General features: G+C 38.2%; 16 protein-coding genes and 1 tRNA gene. 11 read left to right on the forward strand and 6 right to left on the reverse strand.

Going from position 1 to position 16865, the window contains the following annotated elements; all coding sequences use genetic code 11:
- Window positions 1-505, forward strand: a 505-nt coding sequence (locus tag PWU04_RS11405) for a T9SS type B sorting domain-containing protein (RefSeq protein ID WP_274476238.1), incomplete at its 5' end; no start/stop codon positions are given.
- 261 nt (window positions 506-766) lie between these two features.
- Here PWU04_RS11405 and PWU04_RS11410 read toward each other — a convergent pair.
- Window positions 767-2284 carry an OmpP1/FadL family transporter gene (locus PWU04_RS11410; RefSeq protein WP_274476239.1) on the reverse strand — a complete coding sequence of 506 codons (1518 nt, stop codon included), beginning with the start codon at window positions 2282-2284 and terminating at the stop codon, window positions 767-769.
- A gap of 40 nt (window positions 2285-2324) precedes the next feature.
- Window positions 2325-3314 carry a hypothetical protein gene (locus PWU04_RS11415; protein WP_274476240.1) on the reverse strand — a complete coding sequence of 330 codons (990 nt, stop codon included), beginning with the start codon at window positions 3312-3314 and terminating at the stop codon, window positions 2325-2327.
- Between the two features lie 74 nt (window positions 3315-3388).
- Between PWU04_RS11415 and proS the strand changes: the two genes are divergently transcribed.
- The 3 genes from proS (at window position 3389) to rpsT (ending at window position 5497) form a co-directional block, all read left to right on the forward strand.
- On the forward strand, window positions 3389-4867 hold the full coding sequence (gene proS / locus PWU04_RS11420) for a proline--tRNA ligase (RefSeq protein ID WP_274476241.1): 1479 nt from the start codon (window positions 3389-3391) through the stop codon (window positions 4865-4867).
- Between the two features lie 279 nt (window positions 4868-5146).
- Window positions 5147-5218: transfer RNA gene (locus PWU04_RS11425), tRNA-Glu, on the forward strand.
- Window positions 5219-5245: 27 nt separating this feature from the next.
- The gene (gene rpsT, locus PWU04_RS11430; protein WP_274476242.1) at window positions 5246-5497 is read left to right on the forward strand and encodes a 30S ribosomal protein S20; all 252 of its coding nucleotides are present in this window, start codon (window positions 5246-5248) and stop codon (window positions 5495-5497) included.
- A 477-nt stretch (window positions 5498-5974) separates the two neighbouring features.
- Here the strand turns inward: rpsT and rho are convergent, their stop codons facing one another.
- Window positions 5975-7624 (reverse strand): transcription termination factor Rho, encoded by a 1650-nt coding sequence (rho, locus tag PWU04_RS11435; protein ID WP_274476243.1) that lies wholly within the window; start codon window positions 7622-7624, stop codon window positions 5975-5977.
- A 197-nt stretch (window positions 7625-7821) separates the two neighbouring features.
- On the opposite strand from rho, the gene PWU04_RS11440 reads away from it, so the two are divergent.
- Window positions 7822-8232, forward strand: a complete 411-nt coding sequence (locus PWU04_RS11440) for a DUF4293 domain-containing protein (protein ID WP_274476244.1) — start codon at window positions 7822-7824, stop codon at window positions 8230-8232.
- Between the two features lie 82 nt (window positions 8233-8314).
- Here the strand turns inward: PWU04_RS11440 and PWU04_RS11445 are convergent, their stop codons facing one another.
- Complete coding sequence (locus PWU04_RS11445) at window positions 8315-8806, reverse strand: metallophosphoesterase family protein (RefSeq protein ID WP_274476245.1); 492 nt, start codon at window positions 8804-8806, stop codon at window positions 8315-8317.
- Between the two features lie 79 nt (window positions 8807-8885).
- Between PWU04_RS11445 and truA the strand changes: the two genes are divergently transcribed.
- On the forward strand, window positions 8886-9635 hold the full coding sequence (truA, locus tag PWU04_RS11450; protein WP_274476369.1) for a tRNA pseudouridine(38-40) synthase TruA: 750 nt from the start codon (window positions 8886-8888) through the stop codon (window positions 9633-9635).
- Window positions 9628-11400, forward strand: a complete 1773-nt coding sequence (locus PWU04_RS11455; RefSeq protein WP_274476246.1) for an ABC transporter ATP-binding protein — start codon at window positions 9628-9630, stop codon at window positions 11398-11400. Before truA ends, PWU04_RS11455 begins: the two co-directional genes overlap by 8 nt.
- A 207-nt stretch (window positions 11401-11607) precedes the next feature.
- Here the strand turns inward: PWU04_RS11455 and cdaA are convergent, their stop codons facing one another.
- Entirely contained in the window at window positions 11608-12393 is a 786-nt protein-coding gene (gene cdaA, locus PWU04_RS11460; RefSeq protein ID WP_274476247.1) for a diadenylate cyclase CdaA, read from the reverse strand.
- Window positions 12394-12429: 36 nt separating this feature from the next.
- On the reverse strand, window positions 12430-13203 hold the full coding sequence (gene folP / locus PWU04_RS11465; RefSeq protein WP_274476370.1) for a dihydropteroate synthase: 774 nt from the start codon (window positions 13201-13203) through the stop codon (window positions 12430-12432).
- A 133-nt stretch (window positions 13204-13336) separates the two neighbouring features.
- Here folP and PWU04_RS11470 point away from each other — a divergent pair, with 133 nt between their 5' ends.
- The 4 genes from PWU04_RS11470 to tpiA are packed head-to-tail and all read left to right on the forward strand — an operon-like array spanning window position 13337 to window position 16856.
- Window positions 13337-13873 (forward strand): DUF1599 domain-containing protein, encoded by a 537-nt coding sequence (locus tag PWU04_RS11470; RefSeq protein ID WP_274476248.1) that lies wholly within the window; start codon window positions 13337-13339, stop codon window positions 13871-13873.
- 34 nt (window positions 13874-13907) lie between these two features.
- On the forward strand, window positions 13908-15002 hold the full coding sequence (locus PWU04_RS11475) for a BT_3928 family protein (RefSeq protein WP_274476249.1): 1095 nt from the start codon (window positions 13908-13910) through the stop codon (window positions 15000-15002).
- A 20-nt stretch (window positions 15003-15022) separates the two neighbouring features.
- Window positions 15023-16099 carry an ABC transporter permease gene (locus tag PWU04_RS11480; RefSeq protein ID WP_274476250.1) on the forward strand — a complete coding sequence of 359 codons (1077 nt, stop codon included), beginning with the start codon at window positions 15023-15025 and terminating at the stop codon, window positions 16097-16099.
- Between the two features lie 7 nt (window positions 16100-16106).
- Window positions 16107-16856 (forward strand): triose-phosphate isomerase, encoded by a 750-nt coding sequence (gene tpiA / locus PWU04_RS11485; RefSeq protein ID WP_274476251.1) that lies wholly within the window; start codon window positions 16107-16109, stop codon window positions 16854-16856.
- Window positions 16857-16865: the final 9 nt, after the last annotated feature.

Consider the following 16865-nt stretch of genomic DNA (forward strand, 5'->3'; position numbering starts at 1 on the left):
GGTGAGCAGCCCACCGGTTGTGAGCGCCCAGGTGACCAGTGGTGCCTTTGCCGATGACAACACAATCGAGGTGACGGCCATGGGCACTGGCGACCTTCAGGAGTTCGAGTACAGCCTTGACTATGGGGCGTACCAGGACAGCAACGTGTTCCACAACGTATCGGCCGGAGAGCACACGGTAACGGTGCGCGACAAGAACGGCTGTGGAGAGGCCAGCGTGACGGTAGCGGTGATGGACTACATGAAGTTCTTTACCCCGAACGGCGACGGCTACAACGACACCTGGACGATTTCCGCAATGGACAACCAGCCGGATGCAAAGATCTACATCTTTGACCGCCATGGGAAACTGATCAAGCAGCTGAGCCCGAATGGCGACGGTTGGGACGGAACCTTCAACGGTAGCCCAATGCCGGCAAACGACTACTGGTTTACCGTAGAGTACAGTGAACCGAGAACGGGCGAAAGAAAGACCTTTAGGTCGCACTTTACGCTCAAGAGATAGACCTTGTGTCTTTACATATAACAACAATGCCCGAGCAATCTGCTCGGGCATTGTTTTATTAAGTAGTTTTATTTTATGTTGAGCCTTGTCGACTTTTGTAAAATAAGTAAAGGATTTCTAACAGTGTTCTTGTTAGCTAAGTAGAGATAGTTTAGGTTATTTTGCAATCGACCTAATTGAAACGATTATCAATAGGTCGATAGCTAAAAAAAATCCCTGAAATAGCAGGGACTTAATATTTTCAATAAATGTATTGTAGAATTAAAAAATAACGTTTAGAGACAGAGTAAAATTATTGTTTCGATTGTCAAAATTGGCTCTATTAGTTAATCCTGTTTCGTATAATTGATACGATGTATTTTGATGGAATCCATCGTAAGTAAAGTCTAAGGATGCATTTCCAAATTTATATCCTATTCCTAATGAATATCCGTAAAGGTCACCTACAATGCTATTATTTTTATAGGGGCTTTCATGAAAACGATAGCCGCCACGTAAACTAAATTCGTTTAAACGAACTTCGCCTCCAATACGGTAGGTAGATGATGTTGTTAATATATCACTTATTAGAGCGTTTTGTTCTGAAAAGTAGGTGTCTGAAGTTGGGCGAAACTCAGTGTTACCATGGTTCTTAAGGGAGTAGTCAAAACTTATTAATCCATACCTTCCAAATATATAAGCTAGGCTAGCTGCAAAACTACCTGGTTCTTGTAGCCTATAACTTGGAAATACATTAATAGCGTAAGGGCTGATTGTTAATGAGGAGTTGGGACCATCAAAGGAGCCTTGAGTATTTAAAAACTGTTCGGTTTCTTCTTCTAAATAATACCAGGTTGGAGAGGTGTAAGTGAGCCCAGCCCTTAGGCCTTCAAAAATTTTAAATATACTTCCTATTTGAAATGAAAAACCAGTTCCAAAAGTGGTTAAATGGTTTTCAAAGTCTATATAATTAACAGTAGATCCGGGGTTGTTGTTGCCTTCAATAAGCCTGTTTACTTGATCGTAATAAAGGAAATGGGTGTTTAGATTTACCCCTAAGTGCATCCAATCTTCATATTGAGCAGAGGCATTAAAAGTGACTTTGCTGTTATATCCACTAGCGTCATAATAATACTTTTGATCGTAATTTCCTGAACCTATGTTGGAATAGTAAGAAGTGTTATCGTCTGTGTACTCGACTGGTTCAAGAATATAAGATTCATAACCAAGAAAAGCCTGTTGGTTACCATAACCATAAGCTTCACCAATTCCAATGTATGCATCAGTGTAGGTTTCGTTTTGAAACTTGGAAATTTCTACTAAGGGAAGTCCTTGCGCATAGTTTAGGAAATAACTATCGATTGATGTGTTTGTTGTTCCCCTTGCTGTCCACTCATCTCTGTAGTTAGCTGTTCTGTCATAGCCAATAGATAATGCGATAGTTTTCCAAGGAGAATCACTTTTTAAATTTTTTAAGACAAAAACACCGCCTATCTGAGGTAAGTTGAAATTAGTATCAGTACTTGAGTTGCTTGAATCACCATATTGTGTGTCATGGTAATTGTTCGTTAGTGCCATAGAGAAAGATAGTTGGCTTCTTGTAAAAACTGAAGAACTGGCGGGGTTTAGACTAATAGCAGAGATGTCTCCTCCCAATGCACCAAAAGCACCACTTAAGGCACGAAATCTAGCTGTTCCTTGAATTTCATTTTGGGAATATCTCATTGCATCCTGAATGTTTTGTGAAAACATTTGAGGTATAGTCAATAAGTAACCCATCAAAAGGACAATCTTTTTCATAGAATTCTATTAGTGGTTATTGGTTGTTTGAAGTAAAGTATTATCGTCTGCCTCCTCTTGATCCACCAGATGAACGACTGCCTCCATAGGATCCTCCTCCTGTATTTCCGGAACTTCTACTAGGTGTGTAAGAACGATTATACGATCTGTTGCTACGTGAAGGCGTGTTGTAATCACGTGTTGGCCTTGTGTTGGTTCGTGTTTGATTATATGAGCGTGGTGTGTATGTGCGATTAGTACTTCTTACGTTTCGAGTATTGTAGTTTGTGGATCTAGTAGATTGCATACGTCTCGAAAAATCAGCTGAACTCCGTCTCGTGTTATATGTTCTATTGTTGTAATAACTTCGACCATAGGAGTTATACCCTCTTCGCCCATAAGCGTAAGCTGTGCGATAACCGTGATAACCATAATAAGGTGAACCATAATAATATCCAGGATAGCCGTACCCGTAATAAGGATAACCGCCCCATCCCCAGCCATAGTAGAAGCCTCCATAAGGATACCAAAATGGGTCATAGTAGCCCCATCCCCAACCTATATTCCAATAAGGACGACCCCATCCGTAGGGATAACCCCATCCCCAATTGCCGTAGCCATAGTAAGGATTTGAGTAAACATTTATTGAAACTTCAGAACTCTCCTGTCCCCAACCAGCATAACCTCTATAGGAGTCTTGAATGGAATCGCTTTCTACATAGTTATTGGTACTATATGAATCTACATCTGTAAATACGGAATCCTGCTGTTGCTGGTAACTGTCGTATTCCATATTCTTTTCTTTGAAATAGTTTTGATAGTAATTATTATTGGTCACTTGCTGGGCTTCTCCATTACGAGTAGTCTCTTTATTATATTCAACATTTGGAGTAGAGTTGCCATAAATACCATCGTCCTCATAACCTGCTGGCTGATAAGAACCACAAGCAGTGGTGAGCAACACTAATAACCCGCTTAAGATAAATTGTATGGGCCGGTTATTTAAGTAGTATTGAAAAAGCATATCTAGAAAGTTTTTATTGTTGAACATAACAAAAATAGTTAGTTTTGCCGAACTATCTTTATATTTAACAAAGTCACAACTTTTGTGCCAAATAGCTGTTTATGAGTAAAAAACTTACTTCCCGTACTGAGGATTATTCAAAGTGGTATAACGAACTAGTGGTAAAAGCTGATATGGCCGAGAATTCGGCGGTAAGAGGCTGTATGGTTATTAAACCTTATGGTTTTGCCATATGGGAAAAAATGCAAGCTGAATTGGATAGGATGTTCAAGGAAACAGGCCATCAAAATGCTTATTTCCCTTTGTTTGTTCCAAAAAGTTTGTTTGAAGCAGAAGAAAAGAATGCCGAAGGGTTTGCTAAGGAGTGTGCAGTGGTGACTCATTACAGACTTCAGAACGATCCAGATAGAGAAGGTAAGCTTCGTGTTGATCCTGATGCTAAGTTGGAAGAGGAATTAGTAGTTCGTCCTACTAGTGAGGCTGTTATTTGGAACACTTATAAAGGCTGGATTCAGTCATACAGAGATTTGCCAATATTGGTTAACCAATGGGCTAATGTGGTGCGTTGGGAAATGCGAACCCGTTTATTTTTACGCACAGCAGAGTTCCTTTGGCAAGAAGGACATACAGCTCACGAAACTCAAGCCGAAGCGATTCAAGAGGCAGAATTGATGAACAACGTATATGCCAACTTTGTAGAGAACTTCATGGGGATTCCGGTTGTAAAAGGTATAAAGACCGAAAGCGAACGTTTTGCGGGAGCTGTAGAAACCTATTGTATTGAAGCATTGATGCAAGATGGAAAAGCGTTACAAGCTGGAACGTCTCATTTCTTGGGACAGAATTTTGCAAAGGCATTCGATGTGAAGTTCACAGCCAAGGATGGTAAGCAAGATTATGTTTGGGCTACTTCTTGGGGAGTGTCTACACGATTGATAGGAGCCTTGATTATGACACATAGTGATGATTATGGGTTGGTATTGCCTCCTAATTTAGCACCTAATCAGGTTGTTATTGTTCCTATATATAAATCGGAAGAACAATTAGAAGCTATTTCTAAAATAGCACGATTAATAATGAGTGATCTTAGAGACGTAGGTGTTTCTGTAAAATATGATGACAGAACAACTGTGCGTCCAGGAGCAAAGTTTGCCCAGCACGAATTACAAGGTGTGCCAGTACGATTGGCTATTGGTCCAAAAGATTTAGAAAACGGAACTGTGGAATTGGCTAGAAGAGATACCTTGACCAAAGAGGTGATTGCGTTAGATAATCTTACAAGTACGGTAAAAGGGTTGATGAAGGAAATTCAGGATGCCCTTTATCAACGTGCATTTAGTTTTAGAGCAGAACATACAACTGAAGTAAATTCGTTTAACGAATTCAAGGATGTTTTAGAAAATAAAGGAGGATTTATTTCCGCGCATTGGGATGGTACTCCAGAAACAGAAGATAAGATTAAGGAGCTTACAAAAGCCACTATTAGATGTATTCCTTTGGATTCCAAAGAAGAAGAGGGAGTGTGTGTTTACACGGGGAAACCGTCTAAGCAGAGAGTGTTATTTGCTAAAGCATATTAATGTGATTTTTTTTTAAAAAAAGTGATTACAACTATTGCGGCATTTAAAATTAGATGTATATTTGCAACCGCAATCAGGAAATGAAAACGGTTGCGAAAGTTCTTAAAAATATTTTCTAAAAACTTAAATTTAAAGTTGCAGTATTCGGAATTAGATGTATATTTGCAGCCGCAATGAGAAAGAGATTTTGAGTTGTGAAAGTTCTAAGAAAAAAGTTTTTAAAAAAAAGTGTTTGCAAGTTTGAAATTAATTTTTAAATTTGCGCTCTCAAAAACCCAAGGCCCGTTCGTCTATCGGTTAGGACGCCAGGTTTTCATCCTGGAAAGAGGGGTTCGATTCCCCTACGGGCTACAATTTTTTAATAAGATAAAGGTACAAATGGCAAATCATAAGTCAGCGTTAAAGAGAATTAGAAGTAGCGAGACCAGACGCTTGAGAAATAAATATCAGCACAAAACTACACGTAATGCTATCAAGAAATTGCGTAGTACTACTGAAAAGAGTGAAGCTGAAACTTTGTTTCCATCTGTAGTTTCTATGATTGATAAGTTAGCTAAGAATAACATCATTCATGCAAACAAAGCAGCAAACCTTAAGTCTGGATTAGCTAAGCACGTAGCTGCATTATAAGCGAAGAATTAAAGGTTATATAATAATATATAATGAGCTTCTCAGTAATGAGAGGCTTTTTATTTATAGTTTTTTTGAGTTGGTTTTGTTCATAGAAAGCCTTGACGTTACGTCAAGGCTTTTTTGTTGTTTGAAACATTTGAAGTGGTAAGCAGAAGGTTAGTGGCGTTCTTTGCCATATACTGTTATAATGGTATATCCATACTTTAACCATTAAGTATCCATTAAGTAGGGATTCTGCTAGATGAATACTGACCCGTCGTCCTAATATAACAAACGGGTTGATGGGGAAATCCTGTTGCCTCTAATCTCTCAGGATGGATAATAACAAACATTTGGTAAACCATTGTTCTGGCTTCTGGGATTGATAAGGAGATGCAATTTAATTGTTTGACGAAAGAGGATAAGAAATAAAACAAAAAATCCCACTTCTATCAAGAAGTAGGATTTTGTTATTTGGAGAATTCCTTTGTGTAATTATCCGTTCATGGAAATTAGGAACTCTTCATTATTTCTAGTTTGTTTAAAACGTTCCTGGATGAATTCCATAGCTTCAACGGGGTTCATGTCTGATAGGTATTTTCTCATGATCCACATGCGTTGAATAGTGGTATCGTCCAATAACAAATCATCACGACGCGTACTTGAGGACATTAAGTCGATAGCAGGGAAAATTCTTCTGTTAGCTATACGTCTATCCAACTGTAGTTCCATATTACCAGTTCCTTTAAACTCTTCGAAGATTACCTCGTCCATTTTCGATCCGGTTTCCGTTAATGCCGTAGCAATGATTGAAAGCGATCCTCCTTTTTCAATATTTCTTGCGGCACCAAAGAAACGTTTTGGTTTATGTAACGCATTCGCATCTACACCACCACTCAATATTTTTCCAGATGCTGGTTGTACCGTATTGTATGCACGAGCCAAACGTGTTATCGAATCCAACAGGATTACTACATCGTGACCACATTCTACCAAGCGTTTTGCTTTTTCCAAGACAATGTTGGCAATCTTAACGTGCTCATGTGCTTCCTTGTCGAAAGTAGAGGCGATTACCTCTCCACGAACATTACGTTGCATGTCGGTTACCTCTTCAGGACGTTCGTCTATTAGAAGGATAATTTGATATACTTCTGGATGATTTGCAGCAATGGCGTTGGCCACATCTTTTAATAACATGGTTTTACCTGTTTTTGGCTGCGAAACAATCATTCCCCTTTGTCCTTTTCCAATAGGTGAGAACAAATCCATTATTCTTGTGGAAAGTGTACTTTGTTTTTCTGCAAGGTTGAATTTTTCTTTAGGGAATAAAGGTGTTAAATGTTCGAAAGATACACGGTCGCGTACAACTTCTGGATCCAGGCCATTAATCTTGTTAACCTTGATAAGTGGGAAGTATTTTTCTCCTTCTTTTGGTGGGCGTACGTTTCCTAGAACAGTATCCCCAGTTTTTAAACCAAACAGCCTAATTTGTGATTGCGATACATAAATATCATCAGGAGAGGATAGGTAGTTATAATCGGATGAACGTAAAAAGCCATAACCATCTTGCATGATATCAAGAACCCCTTCACTTTCTATTATCGCATCAAACTCAAAGTCTGGCTCACGGTAACGGTTGCGGGTATCTTTATTCCCATTTGGTTCGTGTTTACCTTTTCCTTTGTGCGAAGATTGCAGATGTGGTTTTTGTTTTTGTTGCTGCTGCTGAGACTGCTGCTGTGGTTGGTTGTCTCTTTTAGGTTCGGCAGCTGTATCTTTTTGGTGTCTAGGCTTTTGTTTTTGCCTATTGTCCTGTTGTTGCTGTTGCTTCTGCTCAGCCTGTTTTTCAGGATGTTTTTTTGTTTCAGTTTTTTCTTCTGAAGCAGGCCCTTGATTTTTGATACGAGTACGGGTTCGTTTAGGTTTTTGTGGTGCATCGGCAGATTTGGCCGCTTCCTTTTTAGGTTCATTTTCTTTGTCAACTGTTACCTCTTTTACAGCTTTAGGGTTAGCTGCTTGGTGGTCAAGGATTTGGTAGACCAAGTCTAATTTCTTTAGAGTGCGAAATTTAGGAATGTTCAATTGCTTAGCTATCTCCTGAAGTTCAGGTAGCTTCATAGCTTTTAACTGTGATATTTCAAACATTGATGTTAGGTTGAATTGTTTGTTATAAATCCGTTGAATATTTCCGAAGAAAAATTGCTTAGGTAATTTTTTTGAAGTGTTAACCGGTTACGTGTGTGAGTTTTGCAAACGGTTACTGCAATTATACAACTTTATTTTGAGATTTTATGTGAAAATTATAAAGAAACTTTTATTTTTGCCAGCATCATTATAAAAATATGTTACAACGTATTCAATCCATATACTTACTCTTGGCAGCTCTTGTAGCTGGTGGGTTATCGTTTGTGTTCGACTTATGGACTAATGGCGATGGCATTACCGTTTTTGCTAAGGACCATATTGGTGTTATGGTTATGTTCATGCTGTCTGCAGTATTGTCGTTGGTAGCAATTTTTCAGTTTAAAAATAGAAAGTCGCAGTTTATGATAGGGCGACTTAACATCATATTAAACTTTATTTTACTAGGATTTTTCGTGTATCAATCACTAAATTTATCTGGAGAGACTGTAGTTTCTGAGAAAGGTATTGGGATGCTTCTTCCTATTGTTTCTATCGTATTTTTAGTGTTAGCTAATAAGGCCATTAAAAAGGATGAAGATCTTGTAAAATCGGTAGATCGATTACGTTAAACCTAACATCTTAGTAGTATTAGTGCGTTAAAAACCCAAACCGAAAGGCTTGGGTTTTTTTATGGAATTTTTTAAGAGATAATTACCTCGAATACTCAATAACCTCCAAATTTTTAATATCTGTACCGTCAATTTCAAACCTGAGCATGGTTCGTGCCTGATGAAACCCATGTTTACCAATAGCACCAGGGTTCATGTGCAGTAGGTTTAGTTTTTTATCGGGCATTACTTTTAAAATGTGTGAATGCCCACATATAAATAATTTGGGGGGATTGGCTTTTATTTCTTCTCTAATTCTTTGATTGTATTTTCCGGGGTAGCCGCCAATATGTGTAATCCACACATCAACACCTTCGCACATAAACCGATTATTTTCAGGGAAAACATTTCTGATATTGTAATCATCAATATTACCGTGCACGGCTTTTAAAGGTTTTAGTTTTTCAATGGCATCGGTAACGCTAAGGTCTCCAATATCACCAGCGTGCCATACTTCATCAACTAGTTTTGCATGGCTTAATATGGCATTGTCCATATAACTGTGGGTATCTGAAAGTAATAATATTTTTCTCATGAATGCGAATAATGGTAGGGAGCTAAACCCACAAAACTATTTATCTTTGTTGTCTAAACAAAAGTATCAAAAAAATAGTTTGAGGTATTTTATTGAATTGTCATACAACGGTGCTGGTTATCACGGTTGGCAAAACCAACCCGATGCCATATCGGTTCAGGAAGTTATAGAAAAAGGGCTGTCACTTTTATTGAGAAAGCCCATGCCAATTGTAGGTGCAGGTAGAACAGATACAGGTGTTCATGCCTCACAGATGTTTGCACATTTTGATTTTGAAGACGAAGTAGATAGTCTGCAACTGACTTACAAACTTAATGCCTTTTTACCCAAAGATATTGCTATAGACCGTATCTTTAGGGTTCGTGACGATGCCCATGCTCGTTTTGATGCTTTGAGCAGAGAGTACCTATACCGTATTGCTCTCAAGAAAAACGTTTTTGCTTATGATTATGCTTTCTACGTAAAGCAGAATTTGGACTCAGCTGTTATGAACGAAGCAGCAAAACAGTTATTTAACTATAGGGATTTTCAATGCTTTTCAAGATCGAATACTGATGTAAAAACATACAATTGTGACATTATGAAAGCGGAGTGGATTGTGAAAGATAATGAGTTACAGTTTATAATAAAAGCCGATAGGTTTCTGCGAAATATGGTTCGAGCCATTGTTGGAACCATGGTAAACATTGGTCTTGGTAAAACCTCATTAGAAGAGTTCCATGATATTATTCAATCAAAAAACAGAAGTAAAGCTGGTTTTTCGGTGCCGGGTCATGCGTTGTATTTAACGGCAGTAGAGTACCCTAAAGACATTTTGGATTATGAGTAAAAAAAGTGATCAATTATTGGATGTAAAATTGTTTAAACGCTTAATGGTGTTCATTCGCCCCTACAATCTAGTGTTTTTTGGGGTGTTGATAGCTGTAATCATGTTAGCGGGGTTTTCGGCAGCAAGACCAAAAATACTTCAGTTAGCCATTGACCAAAATATAGCTACTAAAACTGTAGAGGGCTTTTTACCTTATATAATGATAATGCTGGTGTTGTTGATATTCGAGGTAGTATTTCAGTTGTTGTTTGTGTACTATGCCAGTTGGTTGGGACAAACGGTGGTAAAGGATATCCGCGTGAAACTGTTTAAGCATATGCTTCGTTTTAAAATGAAGTATTACAATAATTCTTCTGTCGGAATGCTTATTACTAGGGCAGTAACCGATATGGAGCGCATTGCCGATATTTTTGGTCAGGGACTATTTATGATCGCTCGAGATTTGTTGACCATGTTTGTAGTTGCTGGAGTTATGGTGTTTATGAACTGGCAGTTGAGTTTAATAGTATTTTCAATGTTGCCTGTTGTGCTATATGCTACTAGGCTTTTTCAGAAATACATGAAAAAGGCTTTTGAAGAAGTACGTACCGAAGTTTCGAATTTAAACTCTTTTGTACAGGAACGTGTAACGGGGATGAAGATTCTTCAACTGTTTACCCGTGAGAAGGCAGAGTACGATAACTTTAAGGCTATCAATGAGCGTCATAAGAAGGCTTGGTTGAAAACCGTTTGGTATAACTCTATTTTTTTTCCTATTGCTGAATTATCGTCATCGATAACCATTGGTCTTGTAGCTTGGTATGGAGGTTTGGATACGGTTTTGGATAATACTTCCAGTTTGGGGGATCTTACGGCCTTTATCATGATGATTCCAATGTTGTTTAGACCATTAAGACAAATAGCAGACAAATTCAATACCCTGCAAATGGGGATGGTAGCTGCCAACCGTGTGTTTAAAGTCATCGATACCACTTCGCAAATCGATGATCACGGTACTTTGGAGGTAGATCACTTTAAGGGAGATATTTCATTCAAGGACGTTTATTTTAGTTATGTTGAGGATGAAACCGTATTAAAAGGAATCAATTTAGATGTGAAGGCGGGTGAAACGGTGGCCATTGTTGGGGCTACAGGGGCTGGTAAATCCACAATCATTAATTTGTTAAGTCGTTTTTATGAGATTAACAGTGGTACTATAGCTATTGATGGAATTGATATCAAACAAGTGACTTTGGCATCGTTAAGAAACCAGATTGCTGTGGTGCTTCAAGATGTGTTCCTCTTTGCTGATACTATACTCAACAACATCACATTAAACCATCCTGAAATTTCTCAACATCAAGTAGAGCAAGCAGCCAAGGAAATTGGGATTCACGATTTTATAATGAGTTTGCCTAATGGTTATCATTATAATGTGAAGGAGCGAGGAACAATGCTATCGTCTGGACAACGTCAATTAATTTCTTTTTTGAGAGCTTATGTAACCAATCCGAGTATTTTGGTGTTAGATGAAGCTACTTCTTCTGTAGATTCCTATTCAGAACAACTTATCCAAAATGCTACCGATAAAATTACTAAGGGAAGAACGTCCATAGTTATTGCCCACCGATTGGCAACTATTAAAAAAGCGGATAAGATAATCGTGATGGATACAGGTAAGGTTGTTGAGCAAGGAACTCACAAAGAATTGCTTAAAAAGACTGATGGGTACTACAAAAAACTTTATGAAGTACAGTTTAGTGCTGAGACACAAAGAGTGGTGTAGGTTTCTTTTGGAGAATAGACTCTAGATGCTAGAGCCTAGATGAAAGAAGGTGTGCTTTTTGGGTTGTCGTTTCATTTCGGCAGATAGCCACGTCGCCATTGGCTCCTCGCTATGACAGCTAATTCTGCATGGTTTTTTAGCGACAATCAAGTTTTTAGGGATATATTCGGAATTAGAAATAATTCAAAATATCTAGAAATTTCTTTACTACGACAAATCTTTCTTCACTAAAGAGGCAAGCTCCTGAGGGGTTTCGAAGCGTACAAATTCACCGTCTTTAAAATAGGAAACCTGCCCTGTTTCTTCACTAACAACTAGGGCTAAGGCATCTGTTTTTTCGGTAATACCTACTGCGGCACGGTGACGAAGTCCAAAGCGGCTAGGTAATTTCTTGTCGTTGTTTATAGGGAGGATAACACGGGTAGCTTTAACAATATTGTTCTCTATAATAATTGCTCCATCATGTAGCGGGCTGTTTTTGAAGAAGATACTTTCTATAATAGGTTGTGTAACCTTAATGTTCATTTCGTCTCCCGTACTCGTTAAAAAGTCTAGGTTATTATTGTTTTCCAAAACAATCAAGGCCCCTGTTTGTGAAGCGCCCATTTTTTGGCAGGCAGCAACAATAGAATCAATATCGGTTTCATTGATGCTTTCGGTCTTTAGAAACTTAAGTTGCTTGAAGAATTTTTTTCGTCGACCAATATTGGTCGATCCCAACATTAATAAAAACTTCCTGATTTCCTGTTGAAATACTACAATCAAGGCAAACATTCCAACACTAATAAAACCACCTAAAATGTTACTAAGCAACTGCATTTGAAGTGCTTGTGTTACCTTCCAAATCACATAAACAATTACAATTCCAATAAAGATGTTGATAGCCACCGTACCTTTTACCAGTTTGTAGACATAGTAGAGTAGGAAAGCCACTAACAGAACATCGATAACGTCTGTAATGGTGAATTTTAAAAGGTCGTCAAAAAGGTTCAATAGTTCAGGGTTTTGGTAAATTTATAAAAAATGTGTTTACGCTTTAAGTTGTTGATACAGTTTGATGCATTCCATGGCTTCCTTTACGTCATGTACCCTTAGAATAGATGCTCCTTTTTGAAGTGCTACCATATTCAATGCAGTAGTTCCGTTGAGGGCTTCTTGTGCCGAAATATCAAGTGTTTTATAAATTATTGATTTTCTGGAAACGCCAACCAATAAAGGAAGGTCGAGCATTTTTAAAAGTTCCATGTTGTTAAGCAGATGAAAGTTTTGCTCCAACGTTTTGGCAAAACCAAATCCGGGATCGGCAATAATGTCGATGATTCCCAATTGACGCGCTTGGTATATTCTTTCGGAAAAGTAATGAATAATTTCCTTGATCATGTCACCATATTGGATTTGCTGTTGCATGGTTTGGGGAGTACCGCGCATATGCATCATAATGTAGGGTACATGCAAATCGGCTACGGTTTGCAGCATGTTATCATCAAGATGTCCAGCAGAAATATCGTTAACCAATGCAGCTCCAGCATGTATGCATTGTTTGGCTACTTCAGCTCTAAAGGTGTCTATAGAAATAATAACTTCTGGAAACTTACAACAGATTAATTGAACCAATTTAACACTACGTTTGAGTTCTTCTTCCAAATCAATCGCCTCTGCATTGGGACGTGTGCTATAGGCTCCAACATCAATAAAGGTAGCGCCTTGGTTGAGGTAATTTTCCACTTTATTAAGTACATCGGTTTCGTTTTTATACGAACCGCCATCATAAAATGAATCGGGGGTAAGGTTTAAAATCCCCATCACCTTTGGTATTGATAGGTCGATGAGTTGGCCTTTGCAGTTTATGGATTTGGTCAAAATAATATCCTTAAGCGTTAAAGTTTTTTAATTCGGTTAAATTATGCGAAATTTACGCAAAATTCATGTCAAATCTATGCAAGATACCTCAAAACAGTACGATCATGTGATCGATATTTGTAGAAGTCTGTTTATTAATAAAATGAAGGATTACGGTAGTGCTTGGCGCATTTTAAGGCTACCATCATTAACCGATCAGATATTTATAAAAGCCCAAAGAATTAGAGGACTTCAAGAGAACGATGTCCGTAAAGTCGATGAAGGAGAGGTAAGCGAATTCATCGGTATCATCAACTACTGTATTATGGCGTTGATCCAGTTGGAGAAAGGTGTTGTAGAACAGCCCGATCTTTCGGTAGACGAAGCAACTGAGCTTTATGATAAAAAGGTAGATGCCACGAAAAAGTTGATGATGGATAAAAACCACGATTACGGTGAGGCTTGGCGCGATATGCGAGTAAGCTCGTTAACCGATTTAATTCTTCAAAAACTTCTTCGTGTAAAACAGATAGAGGATAACCAAGGTAAAACATTGGTAAGCGAAGGCATTGCTGCAAACTATCAGGATATGATAAATTATGCCGTTTTCGCCATGATTCACCTAAAAGCATAAAGAAAGTACAACCCAAAAATCACCATACATTTTAATGAAAGCACTAGTTAATATAAGCAGATGGATAGTAGGAGTTTTGTTTATCATTTCAGGAATGATAAAACTTAACGATCCCGTAGGATTCTCGTTTAAACTGGAAGAATACTTTGGTCCAACCGTTTTGGATTTGCCTTATTTTATTCCGTACGCTTTGGGAATTGCGCTTTTTGTTGTGGTGTTTGAGGTACTTTTAGGTGTATTTCTACTTATAGGCTACAAGCCTAAGTTTACGGTTTGGAGCCTTTTGGCAATGATTGTCTTCTTTACATTTCTAACGTTTTATTCGGCATACTTTAATAAAGTAACAGACTGTGGTTGTTTTGGGGATGCTTTAAAATTAACGCCCTGGGAATCCTTTACGAAAGATATAATTCTTTTAGTTTTCATATTGATATTGTTCCTAGGGGTTAAACACATCAAGCCTATTTTGGGACGTTTAGGCCTTACATCAGTAGTTATGCTTAGTTTTATCTTCTGTTTAATGTTTGCTTATCACGTATTGATGCACTTGCCGGTTAAGGACTTCCGTCCTTACAAAGTGGGCGATAACATTACAGAGAATATGATTATCCCTGATGATGCTCCAAAAGCAGATATCGATTACTATTGGACGTTTAAGGTTGATGGAAATGAAAAAGTAATCGTAAACAAAGGAAGTTATCCAAATGTTGATGGTGATTATGTTGACTTGCGAACCGAAATAATATCCGAAGGCTATGAGGCACCTATCCATGATTTCTCGTTAGAACAAGACGGAGCGGATTATACCGAAGACCTTTTGAATGAAGATAAGTTGATTTTTGTGGTAGCCTACAACTTGGCAAAAGCGGAGGCAGAGGGAATGGATAAGCTTAAGGCTATGGTAAAACAAGCCGAAACAAAAGGATACAAAGTTGTTGGGGCTACGGCTACAGGACCAGAAGAGCAAGCTCTGATTAGTGAGAAGTATAGTATAAACTTCGATTTTTATTTCTGTGATGAAACAGCTTTAAAAACCATTGTACGTTCTAACCCTGGAATTTTAAAACTTCATAACGGTACCATTCAACAAAAGTTGCACTGGAACGATATCGATGAGCTGGAGTTGTAAATTAAAACCATACTGTACATTTGCTACACTATCTATTGAATAAATCGTTTTATGCTTTACTCACTCTTTTTGGAGTTGTCACGGTAATATTCTTTTTGTTCAATGTATTGCCAGGTGATCCTGCACAGATGATGTTGGGACAGAATGAGGATAGTGAGCAATTAGCTATTCTAAAAGAAAAGTATGGGTTCGATAAGCCTATCGGAACACAATATCTTTATTATTTAAACGATCTGTCTCCTGTTTCGTTTCATTCTAAAACCGAAAGCGATTATACTTTTTTAAATCCAAAGAAATATTCGGCTGCATCATTATTCTCAGTAGGAAACACCACAGTGGCACTTAAAGTACCATATCTAAGGGAGTCATTTACTAAGCAAGGTAAAAAGGTGAGTGATGTGTTGGCAGAAACCTTGCCCAATACTTTTGTATTGGCGGTGTCGTCCATTATTTTGGCGATGTTGATAGGTGTGGTTTTAGGAATTGTTTCCGCTTTAAAAAAAGATACATGGATAGATAAGGGAATTCAGGTTTTTAGTACTATGGGAATGAGTGTGCCTTCCTTTTTCAGTGCAATTCTATTTGCCTGGATTTTTGGCTATGTGTTTCATAAGTATACCCATTTGGAAATGACCGGAAGCCTTTATGAACTAGACGATTTTGGTGAAAGGATCCATATCCGTTGGAAGAACTTAATTCTACCGGCTCTGGTATTGGGGATCCGTCCGCTAGCAGTTGTTATCCAATTGATGAGAAACTCACTTTTAGAGGTTTTTAATCAGGACTATATTCGAACAGCTAGAGCCAAGGGGCTGTCGGAGCTTCAAATAATTAAACACCACGCTATAAAAAACGCATTGAATCCTGTTGTTACCGCTATTTCAGGTTGGTTTGCCTCTATGTTGGCTGGTGCCGTTTTTGTGGAATATGTATTTGGTTGGAACGGATTGGGAAAAGAAATAGTTAATGCATTAAATACTTTGGACTTACCTGTAATTATGGGAGCGGTGCTGATTATAGCGCTACTATTCATAATTATCAATATTTTTGTGGACATTATCTACGCTTGGTTAGATCCGAAAGTAAAACTTCAATAAAAGAATTATGAGAAAACAAATTGTTGCCGGGAACTGGAAAATGAATAACGATCTGGCGCAAACAGAAGACCTAATATCAGCCCTTATAAAACAAAACCAAACCTCGAATGCAGAGGTAATGATAGCACCGACATTTACCAACTTATGGCATGCTTTTCAAGCGACAAGAGGCCTTTCGGTAGAAGTTGTTGCACAAAATATGCACTTTGCAGAAAACGGTGCCTATACTGGTGAAATCAGTGCCGATATGCTTAAGAGTATAGGGGTACAAACCGTAATTCTTGGGCATAGCGAGCGTCGCGCTTACTTTAACGAAACCGATGAATTATTGGCAAAGAAAGTAGATGCTGCTTTGAGTAAAGATATGCGTGTGATTTTCTGTTTTGGTGAGGAATTGGAAGACCGTAAAGCTGGACGTCATTTCGATGTTGTAAAATCGCAAATTAGTAATGCATTGTTCCATTTGGGAGCTAATGCTTGGGTAAATATTGTATTGGCTTACGAACCAGTTTGGGCCATTGGTACAGGTGAAACCGCTAGTCCTGAGCAAGCTCAGGAAATGCATGCTTTTGTTCGTGAGGTATTGACTGAAAAGTACAATAATGAATTAGCTCAGTCTGTATCTATTTTATACGGTGGAAGTGTAAAGCCAGCGAATGCCAAGGAAATCTTTTCTAAGCCTGATGTAGATGGCGGTTTAATAGGGGGAGCTTCGTTAAAAGCGGATGACTTTTTCGCCATTGTAAATGCAATCTAAACAACAGTA

The sequence above is a fragment of the Mangrovimonas aestuarii genome (assembly GCF_028767185.1).
GTDB classification, from domain to species: Bacteria; Bacteroidota; Bacteroidia; order Flavobacteriales; family Flavobacteriaceae; genus Mangrovimonas_B; species Mangrovimonas_B aestuarii.

What these genes read in the sequence shown, in the direction of transcription:
- PWU04_RS11415 (WP_274476240.1), bottom strand. Translation starts at nt 3,314, where the DNA reads ATGTTCAACAATAAAAACTTTCTAGATATGCTTTTTCAATACTACTTA.
- tpiA (WP_274476251.1), top strand. Translation starts at nt 16,107, where the DNA reads ATGAGAAAACAAATTGTTGCCGGGAACTGGAAAATGAATAACGATCTG.
- PWU04_RS11410 (WP_274476239.1), bottom strand. Translation starts at nt 2,284, where the DNA reads ATGAAAAAGATTGTCCTTTTGATGGGTTACTTATTGACTATACCTCAA.
- folP (WP_274476370.1), bottom strand. Translation starts at nt 13,203, where the DNA reads ATGGGGATTTTAAACCTTACCCCCGATTCATTTTATGATGGCGGTTCG.
- PWU04_RS11445 (WP_274476245.1), bottom strand. Translation starts at nt 8,806, where the DNA reads ATGAGAAAAATATTATTACTTTCAGATACCCACAGTTATATGGACAAT.
- PWU04_RS11475 (WP_274476249.1), top strand. Translation starts at nt 13,908, where the DNA reads ATGAAAGCACTAGTTAATATAAGCAGATGGATAGTAGGAGTTTTGTTT.
- proS (WP_274476241.1), top strand. Translation starts at nt 3,389, where the DNA reads ATGAGTAAAAAACTTACTTCCCGTACTGAGGATTATTCAAAGTGGTAT.
- rho (WP_274476243.1), bottom strand. Translation starts at nt 7,624, where the DNA reads ATGTTTGAAATATCACAGTTAAAAGCTATGAAGCTACCTGAACTTCAG.
- rpsT (WP_274476242.1), top strand. Translation starts at nt 5,246, where the DNA reads ATGGCAAATCATAAGTCAGCGTTAAAGAGAATTAGAAGTAGCGAGACC.
- PWU04_RS11440 (WP_274476244.1), top strand. Translation starts at nt 7,822, where the DNA reads ATGTTACAACGTATTCAATCCATATACTTACTCTTGGCAGCTCTTGTA.
- PWU04_RS11455 (WP_274476246.1), top strand. Translation starts at nt 9,628, where the DNA reads ATGAGTAAAAAAAGTGATCAATTATTGGATGTAAAATTGTTTAAACGC.
- PWU04_RS11470 (WP_274476248.1), top strand. Translation starts at nt 13,337, where the DNA reads ATGCAAGATACCTCAAAACAGTACGATCATGTGATCGATATTTGTAGA.